Here is a 17087-nt window from a genome sequence, read left to right on the forward strand (position 1 = left end):
CCCGTTGAGAGGGCGGCGCCCTTTACTTTGGCGCGAGAACCATCGTCATGTTGCGCCCTTCGAGCTTGGCGTCACTCTCCACCTTGCCCACGTCCGCCAACTCCGCTGCCACCCTGTCCAGCACCGCCCGGCCCAGCTCCGTGTGCGCCATCTGCCGGCCGCGAAACATCATGGTCACCTTGACCTTGTTGCCGTCGCCCAGGAACTCGCGGGCATGGCGCGTTTTGAAATCGAAGTCGTGGTCGTCGATGCCCGGGCGGTATTTCACTTCCTTGAGCTGGATGACGTGCTGCTTCTTCTTGGCCGCGCGCGCCGCCTTGGCCTCTTCGAACTTGAATTTCCCGTAGTCCATGATCTTGACCACGGGAGGGCGAGCCATCGGCGCCACTTCCACGAGATCGAGGCCGCGCTCCTGCGCCGCCGCGAGGGCCTCGTCCACCGGCATCACCCCCAACTGCTCGCCCCCGGACCCGATGACCCGCACTGGACTGATGCGGATCTGCCGGTTGACACGGACTCTCTTTTCGCGCTCGTTCGTGGACAGTGGCTGAGCCTCCCCGCGTAGTTGACACAGAAAAACGGACGCCCCGTGCACCGGGCGTCCGTAGCATGTATGGAGCGCGACCCGCTGCCGCCGGCGGCGGCCCATCGCGCCATGCCTGGACCCGGTTGCGCCGCGACTACCTCCGCGGGCTCAGGGTGTGGGGCATACGCCCCAGCTTTCAGGACGGCAACCTACCCGCGCCCCCTCGGAGTGTCAACGGACCGGGGCCGTATCGCCGACCGTCGTCACGTCACGCAGTCCGAGACCCCGCGCCCCCGGGTCGAGGCGCGCCGTCGCAACCCGCGGATCGTGCTCGAAGACGAGCAGCCAGTCGCCCGCAAGCGCCTCTGCGTAGAGCGCGCGCTTCGATTCGAGGGTGCGGAGCGGCTCCACGTCGTACCCCATGATCCAGGCGAGCGGGACGTGCGCCGTCGTCGGTACGACGTCACCCAGGAAAATTGCAGTCTCGCCCGCACTCCGCACCACGACCGACTGATGAAATGGCACGTGGCCCGGCGTGACTCTGAGCGAGATGCCGGGCAGAAACCCGGCGTCACCCTCGACCAGTTGCCAGCGTCCTGCCCGGTCCACCGGCTCGAAGTTGTCCGGCAGGTAGCTCGCGCGGTTGCGCTCGTTGGCCAGCCGGGCGAACGCCAGCTCGCCGCGCTGCACGACGTACGTCGCGTTCGGAAATGCCAGGTCCAGCATGCCAGCAGCCGACCGCACGGTATCGCCTCCCGCATGATCGAAGTGCAGATGCGTGTTGAGCACCCAGCGCACCTCATCTGCCGCATGTCCCACCTCGGCCAGCGCATCGTCGAGTTGCGTGCGCCCCAGAACGCCGCGGTTTTCGATCCCGTAGATGCCGCGGAACTTCTCGTCGTCCTTGTCGCCGATACCGGTGTCCACCAGCACGAGGCCGCCGGGATGCTCGATAAGCAGGCAGCGCAGCGCGAGCTGGATGCGATGGCGCGCGTCCGGCGTGGCCCGGCGCTCCCACAGCGGGCGCGGCACCACCCCAAACATCGCGCCGCCATCGAGGCGCTGGATGCCACCTTCGAGCGTGTGGCAGCGCAGCTCGCCGACGGTGAAAGTGTGCGTGAGGCTCACGCGCGGCCTTCCAGGCAGGAATCCCCGCGCGGCTCGGTGGGCATGGCCGCGCGGCGGCGGCGCGGGGCGCGGCTCGAGCGCGCCTCGAGCGCCGCCAGGTCCTGCAGCGTCCGCGCCCCCGCCTCGCGCGCGAGCTCCAGCAGCCGCGCCAGCAGCTGGGCGGTGACCATGGCATCGCCCGCGGCCCGATGGCGGGCGGCATTCGCGAATCCGAAATGGTGCGTGAGGCTGTCGAGCCCGCAGGAACCCACGCCGCGGACGAGCTTTCGCGCGAGCCGGACGGTGCAGAGCCGCGGCCCGTCGAGCGCGAGATCCCGCGCCCGGCGCAGCTCGGCGCCCACAAAGCCCCAGTCGAACCGAGCGTTGTGCGCGACGAACACGCGCCCGCCGAGCGCCGCGAGCACCTGATCCGCAAGCTCGGCGAAGGTCGGCGCGCCGCGCACCATCGCGTCGGTGATGCCCGTGATCGACGCCACCACCGACGGGATCCGCCGCTCCGGATTCACCAGCGACTCGAAGACGACCTCGCGCCGCCTGCCGTGCAGCACGGCGACGGCGATCTCGGTCACCCGGTCGCCCCCCGACGCGCGCATGCCGGTCGTCTCTACGTCCACGACCGCGAAGGCGCACTCCTCCAGCAGTGGCGAGCCCTGCACCTCCGCCACGAGCGCCCAGCGCCCGTCGGCAAGCCGGTGGATGCGCGGATCCGCGCCGAGGAGCGCCACCGCGAGCCGCTCGGCCACGGAGCTCGGCGCGTCCGCGAGACCGAATACCGCCGCGCAGAGCACCGCCGACGTCTCAGGACCTTCGGCGAGCCGATCCAACACCCGCGCGGCCAAGGTGGCGGCCGGATGCGGTGCCAGGCCTGTCATCGGCACGCCGTCCGGCCTCCGCTCAAGGCTCCGCGCGCCGGAGCGGCAGCGTCATGCAACGCGGGCCGCCACCGCCGCGCGCGAGCTCGCTCCCGTCCACCGTCACCACGATGCGCTGCCGCGAATCGATCCAGTCGTCGAACGCAAGGAAGTCGGACGACGGCACCTGGCGGAATCCCGCGCCCTTGAGCGCATCCAGCGTGGCGTAGTTGCGCTTGTAGCTCACGATCATCCCCGGCCGGAGCGCCAGGAAATTACAGGCCGAGCTCCACTGCTCGCGGTCCTGCGCGGTGCGCACGCTCCCGCCCGCGAACACCGGCTCGAGCGGCAGCCCCACCTCGTCGAGCGCCGCGAAAAACGTCGGCATCTCGCGCACCGTGTCCGTCCCCTTCCGCCGGTGCAGGATCGGCAACCGCTCCGGGCCGACGAAGTAAGGCGGGTACACCACGCAAAGGTCGCGATCGACGTGGGTGAAGATCATGTCGAGGTGAATGGCGGTCGGCGCCTTGGGCATGACGACGACGATGACATCGGTGATCGCGCCCCGGGAAAACACCACCTCGCAGAGCTGGTCGAGCGCCGCCGGCGACGTTCGCTCGCTGAACCCCACGACGAGCAGGTCGGGACGGAGCTGGTGGACGTCCCCGCCCTCGAGCGTGTAGTTGCTGCGCTGCTCCTCCGACCCGTCGTAGAGCAGCCCCGCGTTGGAGAGCATCGGATGGAACCGGAAGAGCGCCTTCACCAGCAGCTCTTCGGTCCACCGGACGCCGTAGCGCATTGACCCCACGACCGCGTGCTCGCCGATCACCATGCCGATATCGCGTGGGAAGAAGAGATTGGGCAGCGGCGGCAGGGCGAAGCCGCCTTCGTTGAGCGCCCGCGCGATGGGCCCCGCGGACTCCTCGGTGCCCTCGATCAGCATCCGGACGATCTCTTCCGGCGCGAGCGCGGCGAGCCGCTGCGCGAGGTGGTCGGACGGCACGACGTCGAGCGTCTCCGAGATCAGGAACTCCCGTGCCTCGGGCGCCTCGAGCACCTCGGCCAGGAGCTTTCGCACCTGGTGGATGGTCGCGACCCGGGAGAGCACCGCGGCAAACTGGCGATGCTCCCGCTGCGCTGTTTCGAGATCGATGATGTCGTCGTAGAGAAAATCTTCGCGGGTGCCCGGCGTCACCGCCTGCAGCTCGGGGCCGGGCGTGTGCACCAGCACTGCCTGCAGCGGACCGATCTCGGACGAGACGTGGAGGCAGGACATGCCCACAACGTAAACGAGGCGCTAGCGGTTGGTCAGTGCGTAGCTCAGCGTCTCGAGCTCGAGTGCCAGATTCACTGTCTTCACCACGACGTCATCGGGCACGGCCAGCTGCAGCGGCGCGAAGTTGAGCAGCGCCTTCACACCGAGCCGCACGAGCCGGTCGGTCACCGCCTGGGCGGCGTCGGGGGGTGTCACGACCACCGCCATCTCGACCGGCTGGGCGGTGAGCTCCCGCTCCAGGTCCGCGATGTCCCGCACGGTAAGCCCGTTCCACTGGTGGCCGATCTTGGCCGGATCGACGTCGAAGATCGCGGCGATGTCAAACCCGCGCTGCCGGAACCCGCGATACTGCGCGAGCGCGCCGCCGATCTTCCCCGCCCCGATCATCGCCACGCGATAGCGGCGCTCGAGTCCCAGGATTTCTCGCAGCCGGCCGAGCAACTCCGGCACCGGGTAACCCAGCCCGCGCTTGCCGAACGAGCCGAAGAACGAGAGGTCCTTGCGCACTTGCGCCGACGTGGTGCCGCCGCGCGAGGCGAGCGCCTCGGAGCTGATGGTGGCGAGTCCCTCCTCGTCGAACTCCTCCAGGAACCGCAGGTACAGGGAGAGGCGACGCACCGTGCTCTCCGCGACTTTGCGCATGTCGCCCTATTGTGAAATGTTTCACAACGCTAGCCGCCTCGCCATCCTTCGTCAACGAGCGCCGCGTACAGCGCCGCGAATGCCGCCGGCGAAAGCGTCTCCGGGCGCAGCTCGGCGGCGATGCCGGCGCCCGCCAGAGATGCCGCGACGATTTCCGCTGACCAGCCCGTAAGCTCCCGCAGCCCCCGCACGAGCTGCTTCCGCCGGAGCCCGAACAGGCCGACCACGAGCCGGCGAAACGACGTGCGCGCCGAGTCGGCCACGAGCGGGAATGGGCGTGGGGTGAGCCGCACGAGCATCGAATCCACCTTGGGCCTCGGTGTGAACGCCCCCGCGGGCACGCGAAAGAGCAGCTCCACCGCGGCCACCGCCTGTACCCCCACGCTGAGCGCACCGTACGCGGCGCGCCCGGGCGCGGCCGCCACCCGCTCCGCGACTTCGCGCTGCATGAGGTACACGGCGCGCGCGGGTCGCGGCGGTTCGAGCGCCTTTTCGATGAGCGGCGACGTGATGTTATAGGGGATGTTGCCGGCGACGATCCACCGGCCCCCGTGCCCGGGTCCGGCGAGCGCATGCCAATCCGCAGTCAGCGCGTCGCCTTCCACCACGGCCACGTTCGGCCAGCGGCCCGCGAGCGCCTGAGCGAGTACCACGTCCCGCTCGATTGCCACCACCCGCCCCGCGCGCGCGGCGAGCTGGCCGGTGAGCCCACCCGGGCCCGGTCCGATCTCGAGCACCGTGTCGGCCGGCGTGGCTTCGACCGCGTCGGCGATGCGGGCGAGAATCCGGGGATCGCTGAGAAAATGCTGGCCCAGCCGCTTTTTGGCGCGCACGCGGCGGCTGCTAGAGCCGGAGCAGGAGCAGCGTGCGATCATCCGCCGGTTTGGCGCAGAAGGCGTCGGCCTCGGCGTAGACGGCGTCGAGGATGCGCTCGACCGGCTCGGCGCGGCGGGCGCTCACGAGATCCAGGAGCCGCCGCTCGCCGAACCGCTCGCCCTCCTCGTTTCGCGCGTCGACCAGGCCGTCGGTCCAGAGCACGAGCAGGTCGTTCTCGTTGGACCAGGGGAGCTGCCGGCGCTGGATGTCGCTCGCCGCCGCGAGGCCAATGGGCGGCGCGGTCGCCGCCAGGCGTTCGGGCTGGCCGAAGCGCGGCACCCGGAAGGCGTACGGATGACCCGCGTTGGCGTACGTGAGCCGGCCGGTGAGCGGGTCGAGCACGCCGTAGAACACGGCCACATACATCTCGGTCGTGCGCAGCTCTGTGCCGAGGCTTTCGAGCAGCGCGCTCAGCGTCTCGTCCGGCGTGACGGAAGCCGCGACGTGAATGCCTGCCGCGGCGAGCACGAGCGCCATCACGAGCGCCGCGGAGAAGCCGTGCGACGCCACGTCGCCCAGCATCACGCCCACGCGGCCGCGGCCCAGACGCGTGAAGGTATAAAAGTCGCCGCCCACCGAATCGGCCGGCACGCAGCGCGCGGCCACGTGGGCGTCACCCTGCAGTACCGACGGGTGCGGCAGCAGCTTGAGCTGGAGATCGTGCGCCAGCTCCAGCTCGTGGTGCAGCCGCTGCCGCGCGAGGTCGCGGGCGACGAGCCGCGCGTTTTCCACTGCCGCGCCGATCTGATTGGCAACCGCGCTCACGAGCTTGCGGTCGCCCACGGTGAAGCGGTCGCCCCCGACGCGGTCGGTAAGATTGATGACGCCGACGCACCGGACGCTCCCGCCCGGCGCCGCATAGCTGATCGGCACGCTGAGATACGCATGGCCGCGGTACCCACGCCCGTCGGACGGCTGCTCCAGCTCGGCCGGCGTGGGATCGTGTGCCAGCACCCGGCCTTCGCGGAACACCCGCGCCGCGACCGACCCGGCATCGCCCAGCGGCACGGGCCGCATGCCCGCCGCGTCGAATCCGCGCGCCGCCACGGTGCGGAGAAGCCCTACGGCCTCGTCGTAGACCATGATCGACGCCCGCCGCGCGCCCACGACGGCGCTCACCTCGCGGACGATCGTCTGCGCGGCTTCCTCCAGCCGCGTGGTGCGGCCGAGAATTTCGCTGATGGCATAGAGGAGATCGATCTCTTCGTAGCGGCTCGCCAGCTCGTCCGCCAGGAATGCCCGCTGGCGCTCCGCATCGATAAGCGCGGCGATGATCGGCCCGAGGCGTGCGGCCGCTTCATGGTCCACGCTGAGCTCGAGCCAGTAGCCGGGCGCCTCGGGCACGGCCTCGAGCCGCACCGGGCCCGCCGGTGTCGAGAACGTACCGGCCGTGGGCGGCATCGGCGGCGTCCAGCCCGACGCCGGGCCGCCCGCGAGCGCGAGCCCACGCCCATCGAAGCGCCACAGGCGCACCCGTCCCCCGACGAGCGCGCCCAGACGATCGAGGATGTCGTCGAGCCGCGCTACCGGCGGCGCAGCGTCATGCAGATGGAGTTTCCTTGCTCGTTGAAGGCGAGCTCATCGACGAGCTTTCGGATGAGAAAGAGACCCCGCCCACAGGTGTCGAATACCTGCTCCGGCCGAGTCGGCTCGGGGACCTGCGCGGGATCGAAGCCCTCGCCTTCGTCGGTGACCGTCACCCGGATGATCCCTGGCGACAGCTCGGCTTCGACATCGACCCACTTGGCGGGATCCTGCCCGTTGCCGCAGATCACGGCGTTGGCGAGCGCTTCGGCCAGCACCACCTGCAGCCGGAAGCGCAGCCGGTCGCTCGCCGGCGTGCCCGAGAGGCAGTGGCGCGTCACGAGGCTCACCGCCTGCTCGATGCACGCCACGTCGCTCGGCACCCGAAGCCGGATGCTGGCGCCGAACGCGCCGATGTCGGGCGATGGCGACCGGCGAACGCAGAGCTGCAGAGGAGCGGCCATCGACGGCCCCTCAGAATCCCGCCAACGCCTGGTCGGGCGTGTCGGCGATGGCGAAGAGCGTGTCGAGCTTGGTCAGCTCGAAGAGGGAGCGCAGGTCCTCGTTGAGCCCCGACAACCTGAGCTCGCCGCCCAGCTCACGGGCCCGCTTGGATAACGACACCAGGGCGCCCAGGCCCGAAGAGTCGATGTAGCCCGCACCGCTGAAATCGAGCAGAAACTTGCGGGCGCCTTCGTCCAGCGCGTGGTTCACCAGGTCCTTGAGCTCCTGGCGGTTGCTCACGACGAGCTGGCCCTCGATGCGAATGACGGTCACCCCGTTCGGGCCTTCAGACTCGGCAACGCTCATGCGCCTCTCCGTCAGGTCGGGGTCGGTTCCCGCTGCAGCGCGACCATCGCCGCTACTTCGACAATATCATCGGTGCTCGCCCCGCGGGAGAGGTCGGCCATGGGCCGGCCGAGCCCCTGGAGGATGGGACCGAGGGCGACGGCGCCGGCGAGCTGCTGCACCAGCTTGTAGGCGATGTTGCCGGCATCGAGATCGGGGAACACCAGCACGTTGGCCCGGCCGGCGAGCGGCGAGCCCGGCGCCTTGCGCTGGGCAATCTCGGCCACGAGCGCCGCGTCGCCCTGCAGCTCGCCGTCGGCGAGTATTCCGGGCGCCACCGTGCGGAGCCGGGCCGCCGCCTCGCGTACCCGGTCCACGCGCGGCCCGGCAGCGCTGCCCTTGGTGCTGTAGGAGAGAAAGGCGACCCGTGCCGCATCGCCCACGAGCCGCGGCCGGTCGCGCGCCGCCGCGAGCGCGATCTCGGCCAGCTCGGCGGACGTGGGCTCGGGCACGACGGCGCAGTCGCAGAACGTGAGCACCCGATCGTCGGGCAGCACCATGTAGAACGACGAGCTCGCGATGCTCACGCCCGGCGCCGTACCGAGGGCCCAGAGAGCGGCGCGGATCACCGCCGCGGTGGGCGCCACCGCGCCGGCCACGCAGCCGTCCGCTTCGCCCAGCGCCACGAGACCCGCCGCGAAGTTGAGCGGCTCGGCGGCCAGCTCGAGCGCGTGCACGCCGTCGCGCACGCGGTCGGGGCGGCGGCTGCGGAGATGGGTGGCAACGCGGGAGAGACGCGGGTCGTTGGCGGGATTGACATCCGCGCCGACGAGCACGGGTACGGCGATAGCCTCGGCGCGCATCCGCTCCGCGGCGCGCTGCACCCGCGGGTCGTCGCCTTCGGGGAGCACGAGGCGCACGCCCATACCGGCGGCGCGCCGCAGCAGCTCGCCGCGAAAGCTCACCGGGCCGCCGCTTCCCTGGCGGGGCCGCCGCCCGGCTCACCCGCGTCGCGCGCGAATCTGCGTGCGAGCGCCGCCGCCACCGCGGGATGCACCAGCCCGCTCACATCTCCGCCGAACCGCGCCACCTCACGCACGAGGCTCGAGCTCAGATAGGTGAGATCCACCGCGGGCACCAGGAACACCGTCTCCAGTGACGGGTGAAGCTGCCGGTTCATCAGCGCCATCTGAAACTCGTACTCGAAGTCGCTCACGGCGCGCAGTCCCCGCACCACCATGGTGGCGCCGACCCGTCTTGCATAATCGGCCAGCAAACCGTCGAAGGCCTCGAAGCTCACCCGCGGGTCGCCGCCGCACGCCTCGCGCAGGAGCTGGAGCCGTTCGGCCACGCTGAAGAGCGGCTGCTTGGCGCCGTTCACTGCGACAGCCACGATGAGCCGGTCGCAGAGCGCGAGGCTCCGCCGCACGAGATCCTCGTGCCCGCGCGTCGGAGGGTCGAACGACCCCGGATAGACCGCGATGCGTGTCATGTGCCGAAGCAGAAGGTGAGAGCGGTGTCGCCGTAGCGGCGGGTGTCATCGCCGGCGAGCGGCGCGTCGGCCGAGTGCTCGATGGAAAGGATGCGCGCGAACGGGGTCCGCCGGAAGAGTGCGACCAGCCGCTCGGCCAGATCGCCGGCGTATGGCGGGTCGGCAAACACCATGTCGTACGCGCCGGGCGCAAGGCGAGAGACAAAGCGCAGCGCGTCGCCTCGGCGGATCGTGGCGGCGGATTCAAGCCCGAGCGCAGCGACGTTGGCCCGGAGTGCCGCGAGCGAGGTCGGCGCCAGCTCGACGAAGTCCGCCGACGCCGCGCCGCGCGAGAGCGCCTCGAGACCGAGCGCGCCGCTTCCGGCAAAGAGATCGGCCACCCGCGCGCCGGGGAGCGCCGGCGCCACGATGCTCATCCACGCTTCGCGCACCCGATCGGCGGTGGGCCGCACCCGCGCATCGTTCGGCATCACGAGCCGCCGGCCGCGCAAGCTGCCGCCGACGATGCGCACCTCACCCGGCGCGGTGCGGGGCGAGCGCGCAGATCCGCGCCTGCAGCGTGGTACGCCCCTGCCACTCGTTGGTTTCGAGCCGGAATGCGACGTCCACCGGCCCATCGCCGAGCCCGGCCGCGCGGTCGGCCCAATGGAAGCCGATCGCGGGAAGCTCCGCGTCGCCCGACTGGAGCACGCCCTTGAGATGTCCATTGCCGACCAGGGTTCGGCGGACGAATCGCACGCCGCGCACGCCGTATACCGGCGCCGGATTCCCCGCGCCGCACGGCTCGAGGTAGCGCGCGAGATGCTCCAGCTCCCGCGTCGCCTCGGCCGGCTCGATCTCGAGATCGACCCGCTGCTCGGGCACGAGATCGTCCGGGCCGAGCGCGGCGCGCGCCGCCTCCGCGAAGCGCGTGCGGAAAGCGTCGAGCTGCGCGCGGCGGATGGTCACGCCGGCCGCCATCTGGTGGCCGCCGTAGCGCTCGAGCAGATCGCCGCAGGCGGTGAGCGCGGCGTGCAGGTCGAAGCGCGAGATGCTCCGCCCGGAGCCCTTGCCAATGTCGCCGTCGAATGCGATGAGCAGCGTCGGCCGGCCGAAGCGTTCCACCACGCGCGAGGCGACGATGCCCACGACGCCCGGGTGCCACCCGTCGCCGTGGAGCACGAGGCCGGACTCGAGTCCGGCGTCGACGCGATCCTCGACCTGCTTCAACGCCTCGTCGAGCGTGCGCTGGTCGAGCTGCTGGCGTTCGGCGTTGAGCGCCTCGAGCCGGTGCGCGAGCAGAGCGGCTTCCGCCGGATCATCGGTGAGCAGGAGCCGCAGGCCGTCCACCGCGTCGCCGATGCGGCCGGCCGCGTTGAGCCGGGGTCCGAGGATGTAGCCCAGATGCCCCGTGCGGATCGGCTTGCCGGCGAGCCCGCTCGCGGCAATCAGCGCGCGGACGCCGGGCCAGCGGCTCTCGGCGAGCAGCTTGAGCCCGTGCTTCACGAGGATCCGGTTCTCCCCCACGAGCGGCACCACGTCCGCGACGGTGGCGAGCGCCACGAGGTCGAGCAGGTGAAGCGGCAGCGCGGGCGGGAGCCCGAGTGCAGGGGTGAGCGCCTGCGCGAGCTTGAACGCGAGTCCGGTGCCGCAGAGCATCGCGAGCCCGGAGGTGTCGTCGGCGCGCTGCGGATCGACCACGGCGTCCGCCGGCGGGAGCACGGCGCCCGGAAGATGGTGATCGGTGACGACCACGCGAAGGCCGGCCGCGCGGGCGGCCGCCACCGTATCCACCGCCGTGATGCCGCAGTCGCACGTGATGACGAGGCCGGCGCCCCGTGCGGCCGCTTCCACCAGCCCCGCGGGTCCGAAGTCGTAGCCGTCACGCAGCCGGTGGGGGACGAACGCGCTCGCGTCGGCGCCGGCGGCGCGGAGCACCCGCGTGAGGAGCGCGGCGGCACACTGACCGTCGACGTCGTAGTCGCCGTGGACCAGGATCGGTACTCGGCTCCGCACGGCGTCGCGAATGACCACCACCGCGCGAGCCATGTCGGTGAGCGCGAGCGGATCCGCCAGATCCGTGAGCCGCGGCCGGAGAAAGCGTCGCGCGGCGTCCGGCGTGCCGTACCCGCGCTGCACCAGGATCGCCGCGAGCGGCAGGGGCAGCGACAGTTCGGCGGCGAGCACGCGCATCAGGCCGGGGTCGGGCGGCGGCACCACCACCCATCGAAGCGGATGCGCCGCCAGCACGCTCACGGCTCGGCCGCGTAAAGGATGACGCCGCAGGCCTCGCACGCTTCGAGCAACACGCCCGACCGGATCTGGCTCCGGCGGTTGCGCGGCACCGCCGTAAAGCAGGCGCCGCAGGCATCCCCGTTGAGCGGCACCACCACCGCGCTCGTGCGCGCCCGGCGCAGCCTGTCGTATTGGGTGCGAAGCGGCCGCTCGATCAGGCTGGCGCTCGCCTCGCGCTCGCCCTGCATGGCCGCGCGCTCCCGCTCCACGTCGCTCCGCCGGGCGGCAATGGCGGCGCGCGCGGGCACCTGTTCCTGTTCGAGCCGCACGGCCTTCTCCTGCTGTTCGACCACCTGCGCCTCGAGGGCGGTAACGGTATCGGCCGAGCGAACCCAGTCACCTTCCTCCTTCACCAGCACCGAGCGACCCAGTTCCATCTCCGCCATCAAGGTGGATGCGTCCTTCGGGTTGCGCACGAACTCGAGGCGCTGGCGCCGCCGTTCCTGCAGGGTGCGGAAGCTCTCGATCTTCGATTCCAGCTCGTCGCGCCGGCGGCGGCCCTCGTCGGCGGCGCGGCACGCGGCGTCGATCGCCTCGTGGGCGCGCTGGCGGTCGCGGTCGAGCGCACGCGCCTCGTCATCGATCGCCGCGAGGCGCCGGTCGACTTCGGCAATGGCGGAGTCTTTCGCTTGCAGGTCGAGCAGCTTGGACAGGTCGGGATGCATGAATCTCCTTGCAGAGCGTAAGCGTGATCAGCGCCGCCGCTGGCGCGCCGCACGAACGTACTGACGCTTGGGTGTGAACTCCGGGTAACGCCGATCCAGCTCGTCAAGCCGCCGCTGCTTCTCGCCCGGGTCAGTGAGCTTCGCGATCTCTCGATATTCAGGCCGGGCAGCGAGCGTCTGATGTGCGCGCACGTAGGCCGGGTCCAGGTCGTCCTCGCCGAGTTGCACCGCCAATTTTCGCAGCTCGCTCCAAAGCGCCTCCACCGGCGCGGAAAGGTCCTCCGGCATCTGATCGGCGGCCCCGGCCATATGGCAAAGTGTCTCGAACAGTTCGCGATGCTCCGGCAGCTCGAACAGCTCGGGCGCCACTTCCACACGAGCGCGTTCGCGCCATTCCGCCGAAGCGACGAGCACCTGGAGAAGTTGCCGCTCCGCTGACGCGCCGAACATCCGTGCTCCGCCTGGCCGCGCTGAAAATGGCGCCCCGCGCATCGATGCGTCGCGCGGTGCAGCATCGCGCGGCCAGCCGCCGGGCGCTCCAGGCGCCGCGGCCCGGGGAGGCGCCGCCTTTGCTTCGGCGGCGATTACCTCGCGCGGCACGCCGACCCGCTCAGCAGCTCGGCTCGTATACAACTCGCGCGTCACCGGATCGGCCGCCGCACGGATGGTCGGGAGCAATCGGTCGAGCGCATCGCGCCGGTGCTCCACCCCCTCGAACCATCCTCGCCGCTCAAGCAACTGCACCTTGCGCTCCAGCACATCGATTGCATCGGCCAGAACGGGCTCCAGCGCCTCCGCCCCCCCTGCGCGCACCAGCGAATCGGGATCTTCGCCCGGCGGCAGCGTCGCCACGCGCACGCGGACACCGTGGCGCAGAAGCTCGTCGCCCGCGCGGAACGTGGCGCGGAGGCCGGCGCTGTCGCTGTCGTACAGCAGCACGACCGCGGGTGCCACCCGCCGGGCAAGCGCCGCCTGCTCCGGGGTGAGCCCGGTGCCGAGCGGGGCGACGACGTGCGCGATGCCGGCGAGCGCGAGGCGCAGCACGTCGAAGTAGCCCTCGACCAGCACCAGCGCATCCTCGCGCCGGGCCGCGCCGCGCGCGTCGTGGAGATTGTACAGGAGCCCGCCCTTATGGAAAAGGGCGCTCTCGGGCGAGTTCAGATATTTCGGCTCGCCCAACCCGAGCAGGCGGCCGCCGAATCCGACGACGCGTCCGCGCAAGTCGTGGATCGGAAAGAGGAGCCGGCCCCGAAATCGCGGCACGAAGCTGCCGTCCTCGCGCGCGAAGACGAGGCCGCTCTCGATCAGCACCGCGGGCGAAAGTCCGAGCGCCTGCATCGCCCCGAGAAACGCACTGCTCTTCGGCGCCCAACCGAGGCCGTGCTGGGCCGCGTCGTCGAGCGTCACCTCGCGGCTCGCGAGATAGTCGCGGGCCGGCTTGCCGCCCGCCGCGTCGGCTAGTTGGCGGGTGAACCAGTCGTGCGCGGCGGCCACGGCACCGAACAGCGGCTCGCGCGGATCGGGGCCTCCGCGCCCCTGCTCCGGGATCGCGATGCCGCTCCGCCGCGCCACCTCGCGCACGGCGGTCGGATAGTCCATGCCGAATTTCTTCATGAAGAAGGAGAACACGTCACCGGCGGCGTGGCACACATAGCAGTAATACAGCCCCTTCTTCGGGACCACGGCGAAATTCCGATGGGTGCCGCCGTGGAAAGGGCACGCTCCCCGGTAGTCGGAGCCGGAGCGCTTGAGCTCCACCGACTCCCCGACGATGCCGACGAGATCCGCAGCATCGCGCACCTGCTCGATGATCTCGTCCGGAATCGCGCTCACGCCGTGAACTCCACGATGGTGACCCCAGCCCCCCCCTGATTCCGCGGGGCCAGCGCAAAGTTTGCCACCCGCCGGTCGCCCCGCACGGCGCCGTGCACCCGCTCCCGCAGCACTCCCGTACCCATGCCGTGAATGATGCGAAGAAACGGGTTTGCCGCCAGCACCGCGGCGTCGATCGCGGCGACCGTGGCCGCCACCGCCTCATCTCCGGTCATCCCACGCAAATCGATTTCGAGCGCGGCCTCGACGACCTCGTCGCCGCGCCCGCCGGTGGCACGCGCCGCGTCGCGGGCCACCGCCTCCGCGGCGCGGCGGTCCTCGCGTCCACGGAGCGGCACCACGTGTTGCGGCTCGACGACCATGCGCATCGCTCCCGCGAGGACGACGAGCCGCCCGTCCGCCCGGATCTCCACCACCTCGCCGACCGGCCCCGCGCCGACGCGCACCTGGCCGCCTACCTCGACGCGTGCCACCGCGCCGGCTGGGTCCGACGCCGCCGGGCCCGCACCTTCCTCCAGCGCCGCGAGCGCCTCGCCCTCCGCCTTCACGCGCTCCTCCAGGAGCCGGCGTGCCGCGCGGGCCCGCTCGTCGTCCGCCGCCTCGCGCGCCCGGCCCAACGCCTCCTCGACCCGCTCGCGCGCGTCGAGCAAGAATGCGCGTGCCTGCTCGCGCGCGCGGCGCTCGGTATCGCGCTCCCGGCGCGCCAGCTCCACGGCACGCGCCGTCTGCGCCTCCGCATCCGCTGCCAGCTGCGCGGCGAGCGACTCGGTCTCGGCCCGCAGCGCGGCCAGCTCGGTCTGGGCCGTTTCGAGCGTGCGCGCCCGCGCCTCTACGCTTGCCAGCAGCTCGTCAAGCGCTCGCTCACCCGCGGGTACCCGGCGCTCGGCGTCTGCCAAGACCTCGTCATCGATGCCGAGCCGCCGCGCGATCGCCAGACCGTAGGAACGCCCGGGCACGCCTTTCCGAAGCCGGTAGGTGGGCCGGAGCGTCGCGCCGTCGAATTCGAGCGAGGCGTTGACCACACCCGGCATCTGCGTCGCGAGATGCTTGAGCGCGCCGAGGTGTGTGGTGGCGAGGGTGAGCGTGCCGCGCCGCGTGAGTGCCGCAAGCGTCGCCGCGGCGAGTGCGCCTCCCTCCGCCGGGTCGGTGCCGCTCCCCACCTCGTCGAGCAGCACCAGCGTGGCGTCGTCCGCCTCGTGGAGGATGCGCCTCAGCAGGCTCACGTGCGCGCTGAACGTCGAGAGGCTCGCGGCGATCGACTGCCGATCGCCGATGTCGGCGTAGAACCGGCCGAACACCGGCAACGCGCTCTCCGCGCCCACTGGAGGCAGGATGCCGCTCTGCGCCAGCACGCATGCGAGCGCCACCGCTTTGAGCAGGACCGTCTTGCCGCCGGTGTTGGGACCGCTCACGAGCAGCGTGCGCTCCTCGGCGTTCAATTCGAGATCGAACGGGACCACCGGCTCAGTCCCCGCGAACAGCAGCGGATGCCGGCCGTTCCGGATTGCGAGCGGCGCCGGCGCCGCGGCCACTTCCGGCACCTCGCCCGCCGCGGCCACGGCCCAGCGTGCTCGTGCCACGAGGTCGTCGACCGCGATACACATCTCGTAGGCGTCGCGGATCAAGAGCCGGATCGGGCGAAGGAGTCCCGTGAGGTCGCGCAACACGCGGAGCTCCTCGCGCTCCTCGGCCACGGTCGCCTCGCGCAGCGCGTTGCCCAGCTCGATCGTCTCTGCCGGCTCCACGAAGAGCGTGCCCGCGCTCCCGGATTCGTCGTGCACGATCCCGCCGGGCCGCGCGCGCGAATCGCGCCGGACCGGGATCACGTAGCGCCCGTTGCGCACCGTGACCGCGGCATCGTGCGAGCCGGCGCCGGCATCCAACCCGCGCAGTATGGCCTCCAGCCGGCGGACCAGGCGCTCCCGGGCCGCCTGCACCTCACGTCGCGCCGCGGCGAGTCGCGGACTCGCCGTGTCGAGCAGCGTACCATCGGCATCGAGCGAAAGCTCGAGGCGCCGCACGACGGCGCCGTCGGGAATCGGGCGCAGCAGCGCCGCGGCGCGGGGCGCGCTCTCTGCCACGCGCGACAGGTCCGCGTGCACGAGGCCCGCTGCCGCGAGCGCGCGTCCAATGTCCAGCAACTCGCGGCCGTCCAGCACGCTCCCCTCCACCCGGAGCCGAGCGAGCGCGAGCCCCACGTCCGGCACCGGCTCCGCCGCGAGCGCGTCACCCCGGCGGAAGAGGCCTGCGACCTCCCCCACCCGGGCCAGCTCTTGGCGAATCCACGCGACGTCGTCGGTGGGCCGGCGCGCCCTCACCCGTGCGGCGCCGAGCGGACCCGCGGCGTGCGCCCCGACAAGCTCCAGCACCGCCGCCAGCTCCATCGTCTCCAGCGCCTCGGCCGTTCCGTCGCCGCCCAAAGGCAACGGGGTGCCGGCGACTTCGCTCGCCGGCACCCCGGTATCGACTTCCTGCGTCCCTCGCGCAGTCATCCCGCCTTGAGCTCCTCGCGCACGATGCGGCTGATCACCTGCCCTTCGGCGCGCCCCCTGAACGCCGGCAGCACGACGCCCATCACCCGACCCATGTCAGCCGCGCCGCCCGCGATTGCCGCGCGCACCGCCGAGCGGATTTCTTCCGGATCTACCTCGGGCGGGAGAAACTCCTCGAGCACCGCGATCTGGCCGCGCTCGGCCTCGGCCAAATCGTCGCGCTTGGCCGCCGCGTACTGGTCGGCTGCTTCGCGACGCAGCTTGATGCCCTTCCGGAGCACGTCCGCGACCTCGGCGTCGGTCGGCTCACGTCTCAGGTCGAGCGCGCGGTTCTTGAGGTTGGCCAGAATGGTCCCGAGCACGAGTGTCCGATCCTTCGACTGCGCCTTCCGCGACGCGACGAGCGCCGCCTGCAACCTGTCCGCGAGACTAGCCACGGGCCACGCGCGGTCCCCGCCGGGTCTTCCGCATCGCGGCGCTCAGCTTCCTCTTGCGGCGCTCGCTCGGCTTCTCATAATGGCGGTGCTTGCGGAGGTCGGAGAGGATCCCCGCCTTCTCGCACTTCTTCTTGAACCGCTTGAGCGCGCGCTCGAAGTTTTCGTCGTCGTGGATGATCACTTCGGACATTCAGGTCGTCACCCCTCTCGGGCCCGGGCCGGGCCGGACAAGGTCCAAGGGCGCAAATCTAGACCCCAAGCCAGCTTACGGCAAGACGGCCG

The 17087-nt window shown here is 71.4% G+C and carries 18 protein-coding genes; all 18 read right to left on the minus strand.

What is annotated here, in order from left to right; all coding sequences use genetic code 11:
* Positions 1-22: 22 nt before the first annotated feature.
* Positions 23-484, minus strand: a complete 462-nt coding sequence (infC, locus tag VFW66_05110) for a translation initiation factor IF-3 (protein ID HEX5386060.1) — start codon at positions 482-484, stop codon at positions 23-25.
* A 273-nt stretch (positions 485-757) separates the two neighbouring features.
* Positions 758-1654 carry an MBL fold metallo-hydrolase gene (locus VFW66_05115; protein HEX5386061.1) on the minus strand — a complete coding sequence of 299 codons (897 nt, stop codon included), beginning with the start codon at positions 1652-1654 and terminating at the stop codon, positions 758-760.
* Complete coding sequence (locus VFW66_05120) at positions 1651-2526, minus strand: 3'-5' exonuclease (GenBank protein HEX5386062.1); 876 nt, start codon at positions 2524-2526, stop codon at positions 1651-1653. Before VFW66_05120 ends, VFW66_05115 begins: the two co-directional genes overlap by 4 nt.
* A 22-nt stretch (positions 2527-2548) precedes the next feature.
* Positions 2549-3781 carry an arginine deiminase family protein gene (locus VFW66_05125; GenBank protein HEX5386063.1) on the minus strand — a complete coding sequence of 411 codons (1233 nt, stop codon included), beginning with the start codon at positions 3779-3781 and terminating at the stop codon, positions 2549-2551.
* A gap of 21 nt (positions 3782-3802) precedes the next feature.
* Complete coding sequence (locus VFW66_05130) at positions 3803-4423, minus strand: redox-sensing transcriptional repressor Rex (protein HEX5386064.1); 621 nt, start codon at positions 4421-4423, stop codon at positions 3803-3805.
* A 29-nt stretch (positions 4424-4452) separates the two neighbouring features.
* Positions 4453-5256, minus strand: coding sequence for a 16S rRNA (adenine(1518)-N(6)/adenine(1519)-N(6))-dimethyltransferase RsmA (gene rsmA, locus VFW66_05135; GenBank protein HEX5386065.1), 804 nt, complete (start codon positions 5254-5256; stop codon positions 4453-4455).
* 10 nt (positions 5257-5266) lie between these two features.
* The gene (locus VFW66_05140; GenBank protein ID HEX5386066.1) at positions 5267-6772 is read right to left on the minus strand and encodes a SpoIIE family protein phosphatase; all 1506 of its coding nucleotides are present in this window, start codon (positions 6770-6772) and stop codon (positions 5267-5269) included.
* 50 nt (positions 6773-6822) lie between these two features.
* Positions 6823-7287 carry an ATP-binding protein gene (locus tag VFW66_05145; GenBank protein ID HEX5386067.1) on the minus strand — a complete coding sequence of 155 codons (465 nt, stop codon included), beginning with the start codon at positions 7285-7287 and terminating at the stop codon, positions 6823-6825.
* A 10-nt stretch (positions 7288-7297) separates the two neighbouring features.
* A complete protein-coding gene (locus VFW66_05150; protein HEX5386068.1) occupies positions 7298-7633 on the minus strand; it encodes an STAS domain-containing protein in 336 nt (111 codons plus the stop codon).
* Between the two features lie 11 nt (positions 7634-7644).
* A complete protein-coding gene (locus tag VFW66_05155; GenBank protein ID HEX5386069.1) occupies positions 7645-8577 on the minus strand; it encodes a phosphate acyltransferase in 933 nt (310 codons plus the stop codon).
* A complete protein-coding gene (gene coaD / locus VFW66_05160; protein HEX5386070.1) occupies positions 8574-9104 on the minus strand; it encodes a pantetheine-phosphate adenylyltransferase in 531 nt (176 codons plus the stop codon). The genes VFW66_05155 and coaD overlap by 4 nt, the downstream gene beginning before the upstream one ends.
* Positions 9101-9616 (minus strand): 16S rRNA (guanine(966)-N(2))-methyltransferase RsmD, encoded by a 516-nt coding sequence (gene rsmD, locus VFW66_05165; protein ID HEX5386071.1) that lies wholly within the window; start codon positions 9614-9616, stop codon positions 9101-9103. Before rsmD ends, coaD begins: the two co-directional genes overlap by 4 nt.
* A gap of 1 nt (position 9617) precedes the next feature.
* Complete coding sequence (gene recJ / locus VFW66_05170; GenBank protein ID HEX5386072.1) at positions 9618-11339, minus strand: single-stranded-DNA-specific exonuclease RecJ; 1722 nt, start codon at positions 11337-11339, stop codon at positions 9618-9620.
* Positions 11336-12043 (minus strand): hypothetical protein, encoded by a 708-nt coding sequence (locus tag VFW66_05175; protein ID HEX5386073.1) that lies wholly within the window; start codon positions 12041-12043, stop codon positions 11336-11338. The genes recJ and VFW66_05175 overlap by 4 nt, the downstream gene beginning before the upstream one ends.
* Positions 12044-12070: 27 nt before the next feature.
* Entirely contained in the window at positions 12071-13876 is a 1806-nt protein-coding gene (gene dnaG, locus VFW66_05180; protein ID HEX5386074.1) for a DNA primase, read from the minus strand.
* A complete protein-coding gene (locus VFW66_05185) occupies positions 13873-16368 on the minus strand; it encodes a Smr/MutS family protein (GenBank protein HEX5386075.1) in 2496 nt (831 codons plus the stop codon). Before VFW66_05185 ends, dnaG begins: the two co-directional genes overlap by 4 nt.
* Entirely contained in the window at positions 16365-16805 is a 441-nt protein-coding gene (locus tag VFW66_05190) for a GatB/YqeY domain-containing protein (protein ID HEX5386076.1), read from the minus strand. The genes VFW66_05185 and VFW66_05190 overlap by 4 nt, the downstream gene beginning before the upstream one ends.
* Entirely contained in the window at positions 16798-16995 is a 198-nt protein-coding gene (gene rpsU / locus VFW66_05195) for a 30S ribosomal protein S21 (GenBank protein HEX5386077.1), read from the minus strand. Before rpsU ends, VFW66_05190 begins: the two co-directional genes overlap by 8 nt.
* Positions 16996-17087 lie beyond the last annotated feature (92 nt).

The organism is Gemmatimonadales bacterium (assembly GCA_036279355.1).
Lineage (GTDB): Bacteria > Gemmatimonadota > Gemmatimonadetes > Gemmatimonadales > GWC2-71-9 > DASQPE01.